The 14340-nt window shown below is 68.6% G+C and carries 14 protein-coding genes; 10 read left to right on the forward strand and 4 right to left on the reverse strand.

Annotation, left to right across the window (positions count from 1 at the left end):
* Positions 1 to 55: 55 nt before the first annotated feature.
* From VQ065_RS06610 to VQ065_RS06620, 3 genes are all read right to left on the reverse strand, one after another.
* Positions 56 to 841 carry an OmpA family protein gene (locus VQ065_RS06610; protein WP_003092499.1) on the reverse strand — a complete coding sequence of 262 codons (786 nt, stop codon included), beginning with the start codon at positions 839 to 841 and terminating at the stop codon, positions 56 to 58.
* A gap of 48 nt (positions 842 to 889) precedes the next feature.
* Positions 890 to 1294, reverse strand: a complete 405-nt coding sequence (locus VQ065_RS06615; RefSeq protein WP_003092495.1) for a DUF4398 domain-containing protein — start codon at positions 1292 to 1294, stop codon at positions 890 to 892.
* Positions 1295 to 1695: 401 nt separating this feature from the next.
* Positions 1696 to 3918, reverse strand: coding sequence for a heavy metal translocating P-type ATPase (locus VQ065_RS06620; protein ID WP_340080374.1), 2223 nt, complete (start codon positions 3916 to 3918; stop codon positions 1696 to 1698).
* A 113-nt stretch (positions 3919 to 4031) separates the two neighbouring features.
* Between VQ065_RS06620 and cadR the strand changes: the two genes are divergently transcribed.
* Positions 4032 to 4502: a Cd(II)/Pb(II)-responsive transcriptional regulator gene (cadR, locus tag VQ065_RS06625; protein WP_003092490.1), complete on the forward strand. Its 471-nt coding sequence runs from the start codon at positions 4032 to 4034 to the stop codon at positions 4500 to 4502.
* A gap of 8 nt (positions 4503 to 4510) precedes the next feature.
* Here the strand turns inward: cadR and VQ065_RS06630 are convergent, their stop codons facing one another.
* Positions 4511 to 4855: a hypothetical protein gene (locus VQ065_RS06630; RefSeq protein WP_003092488.1), complete on the reverse strand. Its 345-nt coding sequence runs from the start codon at positions 4853 to 4855 to the stop codon at positions 4511 to 4513.
* A gap of 207 nt (positions 4856 to 5062) precedes the next feature.
* Here VQ065_RS06630 and ppc point away from each other — a divergent pair, with 207 nt between their 5' ends.
* The 9 genes from ppc (at position 5063) to VQ065_RS06675 (ending at position 14340) form a co-directional block, all read left to right on the forward strand.
* Entirely contained in the window at positions 5063 to 7699 is a 2637-nt protein-coding gene (gene ppc, locus VQ065_RS06635) for a phosphoenolpyruvate carboxylase (RefSeq protein ID WP_003092487.1), read from the forward strand.
* A gap of 160 nt (positions 7700 to 7859) precedes the next feature.
* Entirely contained in the window at positions 7860 to 8507 is a 648-nt protein-coding gene (gene adk / locus VQ065_RS06640) for an adenylate kinase (RefSeq protein ID WP_003092485.1), read from the forward strand.
* A gap of 103 nt (positions 8508 to 8610) precedes the next feature.
* Entirely contained in the window at positions 8611 to 9291 is a 681-nt protein-coding gene (gene tsaB, locus VQ065_RS06645) for a tRNA (adenosine(37)-N6)-threonylcarbamoyltransferase complex dimerization subunit type 1 TsaB (protein ID WP_003092483.1), read from the forward strand.
* A 73-nt stretch (positions 9292 to 9364) separates the two neighbouring features.
* Complete coding sequence (locus VQ065_RS06650; RefSeq protein ID WP_003098661.1) at positions 9365 to 9712, forward strand: hypothetical protein; 348 nt, start codon at positions 9365 to 9367, stop codon at positions 9710 to 9712.
* Positions 9713 to 9730: 18 nt separating this feature from the next.
* Entirely contained in the window at positions 9731 to 10597 is an 867-nt protein-coding gene (locus VQ065_RS06655; protein WP_003092480.1) for a DUF72 domain-containing protein, read from the forward strand.
* Positions 10598 to 10668: 71 nt separating this feature from the next.
* A complete protein-coding gene (locus VQ065_RS06660) occupies positions 10669 to 11493 on the forward strand; it encodes an isocitrate lyase/PEP mutase family protein (protein ID WP_003129903.1) in 825 nt (274 codons plus the stop codon).
* A gap of 4 nt (positions 11494 to 11497) precedes the next feature.
* The gene (locus tag VQ065_RS06665) at positions 11498 to 12193 is read left to right on the forward strand and encodes an extensin-like domain-containing protein (protein WP_003092475.1); all 696 of its coding nucleotides are present in this window, start codon (positions 11498 to 11500) and stop codon (positions 12191 to 12193) included.
* A gap of 55 nt (positions 12194 to 12248) precedes the next feature.
* Complete coding sequence (locus tag VQ065_RS06670; RefSeq protein ID WP_003092472.1) at positions 12249 to 13034, forward strand: class I SAM-dependent methyltransferase; 786 nt, start codon at positions 12249 to 12251, stop codon at positions 13032 to 13034.
* Between the two features lie 28 nt (positions 13035 to 13062).
* On the forward strand, positions 13063 to 14340 hold the full coding sequence (locus VQ065_RS06675) for a cytochrome P450 (RefSeq protein ID WP_003092470.1): 1278 nt from the start codon (positions 13063 to 13065) through the stop codon (positions 14338 to 14340).

A 14340-nucleotide genomic window follows, 5' to 3' on the forward strand; every position in this document is an offset into this window, starting at 1 on the left:
CGCCCATGAAAAAGCCCCGCCGGATGGCGGGGCTTTTGGGCTTCCGTAGGGCTTATCAGCCGCTGACGGAGGAGCGTGGCGCGACCGGCTTGGCGTCGTTGGAAATGGTGACTTCCACCCGACGGTTCATGGCACGGCCGGAGCTGGTGCCGTTGCTGGCCACCGGATATTCCTTGCCGTAGCCACGGGTGGCTACGCGTTCCGGGCTGATGCCGCGGCTGAGCAGGGCCATGCGCACCGAGTCGGCACGACGCTCGGACAGGCGCTGGTTGTAGTTGGCGGAACCGGTGCTATCGGTGTAGCCCTCTACGATCACCTGGCGCTCCGGGTTCTGCTGGAGGAACTCGGCCAGTTGCTGGATGTTGCGCATGGCGCCGGGCTTCAGGTCGGACTTGTCGAGATCGAACAGCACGTCGCCGAAAGTCACCATGGTGCCGCGCGAGGTCTGCTTGGCATTCAGTTGGCTACGCAGCTTGTCCAGTTGCGCGGTGCGCGCGTCGAGGCGGGCCTGGGCGCGCTGGGCGGAGGCGTTCTGCAACTGCGCCTCGGCATTGCGCAGGACGATGGTCTGCTTGGCCAATTCGATGCGCTGGTTGGTCAGGTAGGCCAGTTGGTCCACGTCGCGCTGGTCTTCGCCATCCTGGTAGGCCTTGTCGGCCTTGGCCAGCCAGTCGCCGGCGTCCTTGGTTTCCAGGGCCGCGACCTTGGTCGCGTCGGGCTGCGACTGCAGCGCGGAGAAGTTGCTGCGGGCCTGTTCCAGGTTGGCGTTCGGCGGCGTGGAGCAGGCGGCCAGCGCCAGGGCCAGCAGGGATACGGCGGGGAGGGCAATGTACTTACGCATAGGGGTCATCCTTAATCACGAATCGACGAAAGAAGGGCGGAATCCGGCTTAGTGCTGCGTATCGCGCATGCCTTCCTCACGCAGTTCCATGACGCCCTGCTGGGCATCCTTCACGGCTTTCTGCGCCTTGGCGGCCTGGGTCTTGCGCTCGGCGACCCGGGCGTCCCACTCGGCCTGCTGCGCCAGGCGCTTGGCCTGGTCGTATTCCTTGTCGTTCATGGCGATGCGCGCCTGGCTCAGCTTGTCCTGAGCGGACTTCATCTCGACCGGGGCATATTCCGGGCCGCCGGCGCTCACCGCGTTATTCACCGCGGACTCGGTCACGGCGAACTGCTCGGTCGGCGGGTTGCCGGCGCAGCCGGCCAGGACCAGGCTGCTGCCTACGGCCAGCAGGGCCAGCTTGAGGCCACGCAGGGAACCGGTGTGTTGCTTGCTCATCGCTTTTTGCTCCATGGGAAATTTCCTCTGACAGGGATGCTGATTCCTTGGCTTTCATCTCTGGCCATTACCGTGGGCGCGTTTCCGGCCCTCCGGTCTTTTCTTCCTGCTCACTGAGCAAGCCTCTGCCAGGCCTCTGTTTCAGGGGCTTGGCGATTGGCCATGTACTTTTAGTGACTCCCCCGCTCGTTCAGGGGTTCAAAAAAAAATCTGAAATTTTCTGACTGAACAGTCGGCTTCCGGCGTGGTCGCGGAACGCCGTCGCTCGTCATGAAAGCCCGTCGTACGGGGCTTTCGACCGTGAAGCGGGCAACCACGGCAGCGTTCCCAGCAGGTACGCCATCGCCTGCTTGTGCTTTTCCCAGGGCAGAAAAAAGCCCCACCTAAGTGGGGCTGGAGGAGGCCAGTGGGGCCTTTCAGAAACGCTTGCGCAACAGTCGCAGACCGTTGAACACCACCAGCAGGCTGGCGCCCATGTCGGCGAATACCGCCATCCACAGGGTGCCTTCGCCTGCCAGGGTAAGGGCGAGGAACACCGCCTTGATGCCCAGGGCCAGGGTGATGTTCTGGACCAGGATCGCGTGGGTGGTGCGCGACAGCCGGACGAATTGCGGCAACTTGCGCAAGTCGTCGTCCATCAGCGCGACGCCGGCGGTCTCGATGGCCGTGTCGGTGCCCGCCGCGCCCATGGCGAAGCCGATGTCGGCGCGGGCCAGGGCCGGCGCGTCGTTGATCCCGTCGCCGACCATGCCGACCCGCGAGCCGTCGGCCTGGCGCGCTTCCACTTCACGCAGCTTGTCTTCCGGCAGGAGGTTGCCGCGAGCTGCGTCGATGCCTACCTGGGCAGCGATGGCGGCTGCGGTGTGCGGGTTGTCGCCGGTGAGCATCAGGGTCTTCACGTCCAGCGCGTGCAGCTCGCGGATCGCCTCGCGGCTGCTGTCCTTGACCCCGTCGGCGACGGCGAAGAGGGCCCGCACGCGCTGCGGATCGCACAGCGCGATGACCGTCTTGCCCTGGCGCTCCAGGGCGTCCAGGCGCTCTTCCAGGGCCGGCGAGCAGAGGCCCAGTTCCTCCACCAGGCGATGGTTGCCGAGGTGGTAGAGGACGCCGTCGATGCGTCCGCTGACGCCTCGTCCCGGCAGGGCGGCGAGGTCCTCGACCACGCCCAGGGCAAGGCCGTCCTCTTCCGCTGCGTTGGCCACGGCGCGCGATACCGGGTGGTCGGAACGCGCGGCCAGGCTGGCGGCGAGCAGGCGCGCATCCGTCCCGTCAGCCTCCGCGATCGGCAGGTAGTCGGTCTGTTGCGGTTTGCCATGGGTGATGGTGCCGGTCTTGTCGAGGGCGACCCAGGACAGCTTGCGCCCGAGTTCGAGGAACACCCCGCCCTTGATCAGGATGCCCAGGCGCGCCGCGGCGGAAAGGCCGCTGACGATGGTCACCGGGGTGGAGATCACCAGCGCGCAGGGACAAGCGATCACCAGCAGCACCAGGGCGCGGTAGATCCAGTCCAGCCAGGCGCCGCCGAACAGCAGCGGCGGTAGCACCGCGGTGGCGAGGGCGATGAGGAATACCACCGGGGTGTAGACGCGGGCGAAACTGTCGACGAAACGCTGGGTCGGTGCGCGGGAACCCTGGGCTTCCTCCACGGCGTGGATGATCCGGGCCAGGGTGCTGTCGTCGGCGCGGCGGGTGACGCGGTACTCCAGCGCGCCCTCGCCGTTGATGCTGCCGGCGAACACCGGCTCGCCGACCTCCTTCTCCACCGGCAGGCTTTCGCCGGTGATCGGCGCCTGGTTGACGCTGGAGCGGCCGCTGGTCACCTCGCCGTCGAGGGCGATGCGTTCGCCGGGCTTCACGCGCACGGTGGCTTCCAGTTCCACTTGCTTGGCCGGCAGCTCCTTCCATTCGCCGCCGACCAGTACCGTGGCCTGTTCCGGAGCCAGTTGCAGCAGGCCGCGGATGGCGTTGCGCGCGCGATCCAGGGACTTCGCCTCGATCAGCTCGGCGATGGCGAACAGCACGCTGACCATCGCCGCTTCCGGCCACTGGCCGATGAGCACGGCGCCGGTCACGGCGATGCTCATCAGGGCGTTGATGTTCAGGTTGCGGTTCTTCAGGGCGATCCAGCCCTTGCAGTAGGTCGGCAGGCCGGCGCCGAGGATGGCCAGCAGGGCGAGGCCGGCGACCACCCAGTCCGGCGCCAGGCCGAACCATTCGACGATCTCCGAGGCCAGCGCCATCGCGCCGGCCAGGGCCAGCGGCCACCAGGGTTTCGCCGGCGCTTGCGAGGGGCCGTCGGTATTTTCGCCGGCATCCAGCGGCACCGCTTGCATGCCGAGGCCGGCGATCAGCTTCTGCAGCGGCTCGACGCTGTCGAAGCGATGCTGGACGCGCAGCAGGCGCTGCATCAGGTTGAATTCCAGCGACTCCACTGCCGGCTGGCGACCGAGGGCGTCGCGGATCAGGCGTTCCTCGGTCGGGCAGTCCATCGCTTCGATGCGCAGGTCGCTCCAGCGCAACTCGGCGTTGCCGGCCAGGGTTCCGATGGCGGCCACCGCCGGGCGAGGCGCGTGGCGGTGCCCATGATCATGTCCGTGACCGTGACCGTGACAGCAAGTGTCGGCGTGTTCGTGGCTCATGGAAACAATTCCCGTTTGACGTGTTGGGTGCGATTGCACACCCTGTAGCAACTACAGAGTCAAGCGGTACTGCCAATTCGGGTAGCCGCGTCGGCGATTGGAGGAGGGTTGGCATGAAGATCGGTGAGCTGGCGAAGAGAACCGGTTGCCCGGTGGAGACCATCCGCTACTACGAGCGCGAAGGACTGTTGCCCGAGCCCGCGCGTAGCGAAGGCAACTATCGGCAATACACCCTGGCGCACGTCGAGCGCCTGTCGTTCATCCGTCACTGCCGCTCGCTGGACATGACCCAGGAGGAAATCCGTACCCTGCTGGCGTTGCGCGACCGTCCTGAGGCGGATTGCGGCACCGCCAACCGGCTGATCGACGAGCACCTGCATCACGTCGAGGTGCGCATCGCCGAACTCCAGGCATTGCGCGAGCAACTGCAGGATCTCGGCTCACGCTGTACGGTCGCCGGCAACAGCCAGGCCTGCGGCATCCTCCGCGAACTGGAGCAGCCCGCGCCGCTGTCGCCTATCCCCGAGGAATGCGCCGAGGCCGGGCACATGCACGTTCCCGGCGTGCACCGCCGGCATGGCTGAAGTCGCGCTCAGTGACTGGAGGTGTCTTGTTGCGCGACCAGTTCGTGCAGGTACTTGCGCGAGAGCGACAGGAAGCGTGGGGTAGGGCCGACATCCTCATAGAGCGGATCGCCCTGTTCGTCGGTGGCCACCACCTGACTCCCCTTCACGTAGGGAAAGCTCGCCTCCAGTTCTTCCAGGGCGGCGCCGACCAGCTCGCCCAGTAGTTCCTCGACGCTGCGCCGCGGATACATCTCGTGCAGCGCGGCGAGGCGCGCTGCGCTTTCGACGTCCAGCGGGATGCTGTAGTGGTTGCGGGCCATGCGGCCCTTGGCGGTGTGTTCCCAATGGCGGACAAGCTCACGGATCTTCATGCTGACCTCTTCAGCCCGGTCGTGGCGGGCGTGTTGGGGGTGCCCTCGTGGGGCCGTGCCTCGGTGCGGGCACTTCCTTCAGACTAGACCCGATCGGCGCCGGCAGCCTCGCTTCCGGCCCGGCGGCGCCGTACTGGCACCCTGCGGGCTTGTAAGCGCGGGGGCGCCTGAGCCAAGCTGGTTTCCCACCCGCAGTGGAGACAGGTCATGCCGGAAATCGATGCGCGCCTGCGCGAGGACGTCCACCAACTGGGCGAATTGCTCGGCGACACCATCCGCGAGCAGTACGGCCCGCGGTTCCTCGACAAGATCGAGCTGATCCGCAAGGGCGCCAAGGCTGCCCGCCGCGGTTCCGCGGAGGGCGCCCAGCAGCTCACCGCCACCCTCGACGGGCTCGAGGAAGACGAACTGCTGCCGGTGGCGCGGGCCTTCAACCAGTTCCTCAACCTGGCCAATATCGCCGAGCAATACCACCGTATCCGCCGGCGCCGGCCGAACGAGCCGGAACCCTTCGAGAACCTGGTGCTGGAAGAGCTGCTGGGGCGTCTCAAGGACGCCGGGCATGCCCCCGGGCAACTGGCTCGCCAGCTCGCCGGGCTGGAGATCGAACTGGTGCTGACCGCCCATCCCACCGAGGTGGCGCGGCGCACGCTGATCCAGAAATACGATGCGATCACCGCGCAGCTGGCGGCCAAGGACCATGCCGACCTGCTGCCGGAGGAGCGCAGTCGCATCCAGCAGCGCCTGCAGCGGCTGGTGGCCGAGGCCTGGCATACCGACGAGATCCGCAAGGTCCGGCCGACCCCGGTGGACGAGGCGAAATGGGGCTTCGCGGTGATCGAGCATTCTCTCTGGCAGGCCTTGCCGAACGTCCTTCGGCACGTCGACGAGGTACTCCTGCGCAGCACCGGCGAACGCCTGCCGTTGACCGCCGCGCCGCTGCGCTTCGCGTCCTGGATGGGGGGCGACCGCGACGGCAATCCCAACGTCACCGCCAGCGTGACCCGCGAGGTCCTGCTGCTGGCGCGCTGGATGGCCGCCGACCTGTACCTGCGCGATATCGACCGACTGGCCGCCGAGCTGTCCATGCAGCAGGCCTCGCCGCAGCTGCTGGCGCGGGTCGGCGATAGCGCCGAGCCCTATCGCGCCCTGCTCAAGCAATTGCGCGAGCGCCTGCGCGTGACCCGCAACTGGACCCACCAGGCCCTGGCCGGCGAGGTGCCGGCCGCGGAGGGCGTCCTGGAGCACAACCGCGACCTGGTCGAGCCGCTGCAACTGTGCCACGAGTCGCTGCACGCCTGCGGCATGGGCGTGATCGCCGATGGCGCGTTGCTCGACTGCCTGCGCCGCGCCGCCACCTTCGGCCTGTTCCTGGTACGCCTGGACGTGCGCCAGGACTCGGCCCGCCATGCCGCCGCGCTGAGCGAGATCACCGAGTACCTGGAGCTGGGCAGCTACGACGAGTGGGACGAGAAGACCCGCCTGGAATTCCTTCTCGAGGAACTGAACAGCCGCCGCCCCCTGCTGCCGGCGCACTACCAGCCTTCGGCGGATACCGCCGAGGTGCTCGCCACCTGTCGGGCGATCGCCGCCGCGCCACCGGCGTCGCTGGGTTCCTACGTGATCTCGATGGCCGGCCAGCCGTCCGACGTGCTGGCAGTGCAACTACTGCTCAAGGAAAGCGGCGTCGACTGGCCGATGCGCGTGGTGCCGCTGTTCGAGACCCTCGACGACCTGGACAACGCCGGCCCCTGCATGGAGCGCCTGCTGACGCTGCCGGGCTACCGTTCGCGGCTCTCCGGGGTGCAGGAAGTGATGATCGGCTACTCCGATTCGGCCAAGGACGCCGGTACTCTCACGGCGGCCTGGGCGCAGTACCGGGCGCAGGAGAAACTGGTGGATATCTGCCGCCAGCACGAGGTCGAGCTGCTGCTCTTCCATGGCCGCGGCGGCACCGTCGGCCGCGGCGGCGGGCCGGCCCACGCGGCGATCCTGTCGCAGCCACCGGGTTCGGTGGCCGGGCGCTTCCGGGTCACCGAACAGGGCGAGATGATCCGCTTCAAGTTCGGCTTGCCGGACATCGCCGAACAGAACCTCAATCTCTACCTCGCCGCAGTGCTGGAGGCGACCCTGATGCCGCCGCCGGCTCCCGAGCCGGCCTGGCGCGCGCAGATGGACCGCCTGGCGAAGGACGCGCTGCTGGCCTACCGCAGGGTGGTGCGCGACGATCCGCAGTTCGTCGAGTATTTCCGCCTGGCCACGCCCGAGCAGGAACTGGGCCGTCTGCCGCTGGGCAGCCGCCCGGCCAAGCGCCGCGAAGGCGGGGTGGAGAGCCTGCGGGCGATTCCCTGGATCTTCGCCTGGACCCAGACGCGCCTGATGCTGCCGGCATGGCTTGGCTGGGAGACCGCCTTGCTGAACGCCATCGAGCGTGGCGAGGGCGCGCTGCTCGGGCAGATGCGCGAGCAATGGCCGTTCTTCACCACCCGCATCGACATGCTGGAAATGGTCCTGGCCAAGGCCGACGCGGATATCGCGCGGCTCTACGACGAACGTCTAGTGCCGCTCGAGCTGCGTCCGCTGGGGCGTCGTTTACGCGACCTATTGTCGCAGGCGGTGCGCGTGGTGCTGGGACTGACCGGGCAGTCGCTGCTGCTCGCCCACGCCAGCGAGACCCGCGAGTCGATCAGCGTGCGCAACAGCTATCTAGACCCGCTGCACCTGCTCCAGGCTGAGCTTCTGGCCCGTTCGCGGCGCTGCCGGGGCGACGCCTGCGGCGGCCTGGAGCAGGCGCTGCTGGTGACGGTCGCGGGGGTCGCCGCCGGACTGCGCAACACCGGATGAGGGAAGGCGGGGGGCAACTTTCGGTGTCTTGTGCGGTGGGGGGGCGCTGTGTATCTTGGACAGCCTTTTCGGCGCCATACAGTGCCGTTTCCTGCAAATACGAGATTGGCCCCACGAGGCGGATCCAGACTTTCGCTTACCAATTCTAAGGAGCATATCGATGCGTGTGATTCTGCTCGGGGCACCCGGTGCCGGCAAAGGCACCCAGGCACGGTTCATCACCGAGAAGTTCGGCATTCCGCAGATCTCCACCGGCGACATGCTGCGCGCCGCAGTCAAGGCCGGCAGCCCGCTCGGCCAGCAGGTGAAAGGCGTGATGGACAGCGGCGGCCTGGTATCCGACGACATCATCATCGCCCTGATCAAGGAACGCATCACCGAGGCCGATTGCGCCAAGGGCTTCCTGTTCGACGGCTTCCCGCGGACCATCCCGCAAGCCGAAGCGCTGAAGGACGCCGGCGTGACCATCGACCATGTGGTCGAGATCGCCGTCGACGACGAGGAGATCGTGTCGCGTATCGCCGGTCGTCGCGTGCATCCGGCCTCCGGCCGCGTGTACCACACCGAGCACAACCCGCCGAAGGTCGCCGGCAAGGACGACGTTACCGGCGAAGAGCTGATCCAGCGCGAGGACGACAAGGAAGAGACCGTGCGTCACCGCCTGTCGGTCTACCATTCGCAGACCAAGCCGCTGGTCGACTTCTACCAGAAGCTGTCGGCCGCCGAAGGCACCCCGAAATACCACAGCATCGCCGGCGTCGGCTCGGTCGAGCAGATCACCGCGAAAGTGCTTTCGGCCCTGAGCTGATCCGCAGCGCTGTAGCACCGACGGCCCGCTTGCGGGCCGTCGGCGTTTCCGGGGCGGCGAAGGCTGGTACAATCGGCGTCTTTTTCACCACGCGGAACCGTCGATGTCCACTCTGTTGGCCCTGGATACCTCCACCGAAGCCTGCTCCGTCGCCCTGCTCCACGAGGGGCGGGCGCTCAGTCACTACGAGGTGATCCCGCGCCTGCACGCCCAGCGCCTGCTGCCGATGGTCCGCGACCTGCTCGACGAGGCCGGCGTCGCCCTGTCCGCGGTGGACGCCATCGCCTTCGGGCGCGGTCCGGGCGCCTTCACCGGCGTGCGCATCGCCATCGGCGTGGTCCAAGGCCTGGCCTTCGCCCTGCAGCGCCCGGTACTGGCGGTCTCCGACCTGGCGATCCTGGCCCAGCGGGCCTACCGCGAGCAGGGTGCGGAGCGGGTCGCCGCGGCCATCGACGCGCGGATGGACGAGGTCTACTGGGGTTGCTACCAGTTGCAACAGGGCGAGATGCGCCTGGCCGGCAGCGAAGCGGTACTGCCGCCCGAGCGGGTCGCCGTACCGTGGGACGCCGCTGCCGCGGACTGGTTCGGCGCCGGCACCGGCTGGGGCTACGTCGAGCGCATGCCGCAGCGCCCGGCCGCGCTGGACGCGAGCCTGCTGCCGCATGCCGAGGACTTGCTCAGCCTGGCCGGCTTCGCCTGGGCGCGCGGCGAAGGCGTGGAGGCGGAACAGGCGCTGCCGGTGTACCTGCGCGACAACGTGGCGACGCCGAAAAAAGCGCCCTGAAAATGCCGCGCAGCGGTAATTGCCAAGCCTTTCGGGGCTGGCTAGAGTGTGGAGACTTCCCCGGGTTTTGATCATGCGTATCGACGGACTTTCTTCCTCTTCGTTGCCGCTGGAGCGCAGCGCCCGACCGGGCTCCGCGGTCACGCCGTATCGCGACGTGCAGCGCGAGGTCGAGGCGCGGCGCGAGCAGCCGGCGCCGGTTTCCGGCAGCCAGGGCTTCGAGCAGGCGCCGCAGGCGCGCAAGGTCCAGGCCAGTTCGGCGGGCGGCGACAGCCTGCCGGTGAGCGCCCGCGACCTGCTGGCGTTCCAGCGCCCGGTAAGCAGCCATGCGGCGATGGCCCTGGCCAGCTACAACTCCACCGCCAGCCTCAACATCGACGCCGGCGCCGAGGATGTCCTCGGCCTCGACCTCTACGCCTGAGCGGCTCTGCGCGCTCCCGTGGTTTCCCTTCCTTATTTCCTCGGTTGTCCATCCTGGAACGAGGCGGCCTGGCGCGGCAGCTTCTATCCGCGCGAATTGCGTTCCGCCGACTACCTCGGACACTACGGCGGCATCTTCAACGCGGTCGAGGGCAATACCACCTTCTATGCCCGGCCTTCGGCGGAAACCGTGCGGCGCTGGGCCGAGACGATGCCGGCGGGGTTCCGCTTCTGTGCCAAGTTTCCCCGCGATATCAGTCACGAAGGCGACCTGCGCGAACGGCTCGGGGCCGCCGGCGACTTCCTCGAGCTGCTGGCGCCGCTTGGCGAAAGGGTCAGCCCGCTGTGGCTGCAACTGTCGGCGGCGTTCACCCCGCAGCGCCTGGGCGAACTGCTGTATTTCCTCGATGAGCTGAGTCCGCGGCGGATTGCCGTGGAAGTACGCCACCCGGCGTTCTTCGATAAAGGCGAGGACGAGCGCCTGCTCAACCGCCACCTGCGCGAGCGTGGCGTGGAGCGCATCTGCCTGGATTCGCGGGCGCTGTTCAGTTGCCGTTCGGACGATCCGGCGGTGCTCCACGCCCAATCGAAGAAGCCGCGCCTGCCGATCCGTCCGGCGGCCTTCAGCGATACGCCGCAGGTGCGTTTCATCGGCGGTCCCGACCTGCCGGCCAACGAGGTGTTCCTTTTGCCTTGGGTCGACAAGGTGGCCGACTGGATCGAGGCCGGCCTGACTCCATACGTATTCCTGCATACCCCCGACAATCACCTGGCGGCCCAGCAGGCCCAGCGTTTCCATGCCCTGCTGCGCCAGCGGCTGCCAGGCTTGCCGACGCTACCCGAGCCGATCCCGGCCCCGGAAGTGGAGCAACTGGGCCTGCTCTGAGCCGGTGCTCGACGCTCCGCCGGCCTGCGCCTAGGCTAGGGAGTCCTTTCCCCGCCACGGAGCCCGCCGCCATGACCAGCCAACGCCAACGCGCCGAACGTTTCCGCGATCTGCACCAGGGGCCCGGCATGCTGGTCCTGCCCAATCCCTGGGATGCCGGTTCGGCGAAGATGCTCGCCAGCCTCGGCTTCGACGCCCTTGCCACTACCAGCGCCGGCCTGGCGTTCTCTCTGGGCCGGCGCGATGCGGAAGGCGCGGTGAGCCGGACCGAGGCGCTGGAAAACGCCCGGGCGATCGTCGCCGCCACCGATCTGCCGGTCGCCGCCGACCTGGAAAACGGCTACGGCGATGCTCCGCAAGACTGCGCCACGACCATCCGCCTGGCCGCCGAGGCCGGCCTGGTCGGTGGTTCCATCGAGGATGCCAGCGGGCGCGCCGGACAGCCCATCTATGAGTTCTCCGCCGCGCTGGAGCGGGTCGCTGCCGCGGTCGAGGCGGCCCGTGCGTTGCCATTCCCGTTCACCCTCTGCGCCCGCGCGGAGAATTTCCTGCATGGTCGCGAGGATCTCGACGACACCCTGCGGCGCCTGCGCGCCTATGCCGATGCCGGCGCCGATGTGCTCTACGCGCCTGGCTTGAACCGCCGCGAACAGATCGTCGCGGTGCTCGAAGCGGTGGCACCGAAGCCGGTCAACGTACTGGTCGGTTCGCCGCGCCTGGAGCTGTCGCTGGACGAGCTGGAAGCCCTCGGCGTCAAGCGCGTGAGCCTGGGCTCGAACCTTGCCCGGGTCGCCTTCGGCGCTTTCCATGAGGCGGCGCAGGCGCTGGCGCGGCGCGACCTGGAAGCGACCCGTGCGGCGATGCCTTTCGACCGTATCAACGACCTGTTCCGCTGAACCCGTGCGCCGCCTGGCCTGGTTGCTGCCATTGCTGCTGCTGGCGGGGGCCGTCGGCGCCCTGCGCTACCAGTGGCTCGATCTGCCGGCGCGCTGGAATCCCTGGCTGCCGCTGGACGTGCGCGAACCGCCGAACCTGCTGACCCGCTACAAGCTATGGCGGCTGGCCGACGACCGGAGCCTCTGTGACGCCGCCCTGGCCACCTCGCAACTGCGCTACCAGCGGGTCGCCGACGATCCGCCATCGGCTACCTGCCCGTTGAGCAACAGCCTGCGCGTGCGTGGGGCGGCATTGGAGTTGAGCAGCAGCTTCCTCGCCAGTTGCCCGTTGGCAGTGAGCTATGCATTGTTCGAGCGCCACGTGCTGCAACCGGCAGCCCTGGATATCTATGGCCAGCCGCTGACGCGGGTCGAGCATATCGGCAGCTTCGCCTGCCGCAACGTCTACAACCGCGAGAACGGCCGGCGCAGCCAGCATGCTTCGGCCAATGCCCTGGACATCAGCGGCTTCCGCCTGGCCGGCGGGAGGCGAATCCGCCTGGCCACGGACTGGGCCGACCAGGGCGCCGACGGGCGCTTCCTGCGCCGCGTGCGGGACGGCGCCTGCGCCAGTTTCAATGCGGTGCTGGGGCCCGACTACAATGCCGCCCACCGGGATCACTTCCACCTCGACATGGGCCTATGGAAGGTCTGCCGGTGAGCGCGCGCGGGCCAACTCTGGCAAAATCCGCGCTTTCCACGACGATTGCCCGACCATGACCGATTCCGCCGCTCCTCGCCTGCATGTCCAAGCCCTGTCCGCCGATTGCGCCGAGGCTGCGCGGCGCTGGGCGGAGCGGCTCGGCCTGCCGTTGGCGGCGGACGACGAGGCGGAGTTCGCCGTGCAGGTCGGCGAGCAGGGCTTGCAGGTCTTGCAACTGGGGGCGGATTCCCCCGGTCCGGTGCGGGTCGATTTCGTCGAAGGCGCCAGCGCCCACCGGCGCAAGTTCGGCGGCGGCAGCGGGCAGATGATCGCCAAGGCGGTCGGCGTCCAGCCAGGCATCCGCCCGCGCGTCCTGGATGCCACGGCCGGCCTGGGCCGGGATGGGTTCGTCCTCGCCAGCCTGGGTTGCGAGGTAACCCTGGTCGAGCGCCAGCCGCTGATCGCCGCCCTGCTCGAGGATGGCCTGGAGCGCGCCGGGCGCGATCCCGACGTGGCGCCGATCGCCGCGCGGATGCGTCTGCTCGGCGGCAACTCGGCGGACCTGATGCGCGCCTGGGACGGCGAGGCGCCGCAGGTGGTCTACCTCGACCCGATGTTTCCCCATCGCGACAAGAGCGCATTGGTGAAGAAGGAAATGCGTCTGTTCCGGCCGCTGGTGGGCGACGATCTCGACGCTCCGGCGCTGTTGCAGGCGGCCCTGGCCCTGGCCAGCCACCGGGTGGTGGCGAAGCGCCCGCGCAAGGCGCCGATCATCGAAGGGCCCAAGCCCGGCTATAGCCTGGAAGGCAAGTCCAGCCGCTACGACATCTACCCGAAGAAGGCCCTGGGCAAGGGCTGAGTGTCGACACCGCAGGGAGGCGGCGAGCATGCAGCAGACCATCGATTGTCCGATTCGCCGGCGCCTGGCGCACCTGCCCTGGGCCAACGACGGGCGTGCCGGCGCCCGCCACTGGCTGGAGATGCAGCGCGATCCGCTGGCCTGGTTGCAGAAGATGCACGTCGCGCAGCCGGACCTCGCGGTCGCCCGCATGGGCCCGCAGCGCCTCTGGTGCCTGTTCCATCCGCAGGCGGTGCAGGAATTGATGGTCGATCGCCGCGATGACCTGCAACGCTGGCAGCCGGCGCTGTGCATGCTGAAACAGTGGAACGGGCGCAGCTTCATGATGCGCGAGGGCGCCCCCGCCCAGGCCCGGCGCAAGGAGGTACGGCCGCACCTGGCGCCGCCGCCGGCCAGCGAGGTTCGCCGCCTGGCCGCGGAGTGGGGCGAGCGGGTGGAGGAGGGGCGCGAATACGACCTCGACCTGGAAATGGCTGCGTTCAGCGTCACCCTCAGCGGTCACGCGCTGTTCGACGTCGACCTGCAACCGTCGGCCTATCGGATCGCCAAGGCGGTGCGCCTGCTGTCGCGGGTGGCATTGCTGGAAATGAGCACCGGCCTGCCGCTGGGCCACTGGTTCCCGAGCAAACTGTGCCCGCGCAAGCGCTGGGCGCTGGGCCAGTTGCGCGAGGCGGTGGGCGAGGTGGCGGAGCGCTCGCCGCGGCCGCTGGCGGACCTGCGCGATGAACTCTGCACCCTGCTCATGGCGTCCCACCAGTCCACCGGCGTGACCCTGACCTGGAGCCTGTTGCTGCTGGCCCAGCGTCCCGAGTTGCTCGCGGGGCTACGCGCCGAGCTGGCGGGAGTGAATTGGACGGCGATCCGCTCGGTCGCCGACCTGCGCGATTGCGCGCTGCTCAGGGCGGTCCTGCAGGAGTGCCTGCGCCTGTACCCGCCGGCCTACGGCCTGGCGCCGCGGCAGGTGACGGCGGACATCGAGGTGTTCGGCCAGCGGCTGAAGCGCGGCGACGTGACCATGGTCTCGAGCTGGATCACCCAGCGCGATCCCCGTTGGTTCGAGGCGCCGCTGGAGTTCCGTCCCGAGCGCTTCCTCGAACCGGCGCGCTGGCCGCGCGGCGCCTACTTCCCCTTCGGCCTCGGCGACCGCGCCTGCCCCGGCACCGCGATGGCGATGATCGATCTGGCGGCGGCGCTGGCCTACTGGGTCGAGCACTGGGACATCATGCACGACGGCGACCTGGCGCCGCGCGGCTGGTTTTCGCTGCGTCCGCAGCGAGCGCGGGTGCGTTTCCGACGTCGCGCCTGA

This window comes from Pseudomonas sp. KBN10P06128, from assembly GCF_037574945.1.
GTDB lineage: Bacteria > Pseudomonadota > Gammaproteobacteria > Pseudomonadales > Pseudomonadaceae > Pseudomonas > Pseudomonas aeruginosa.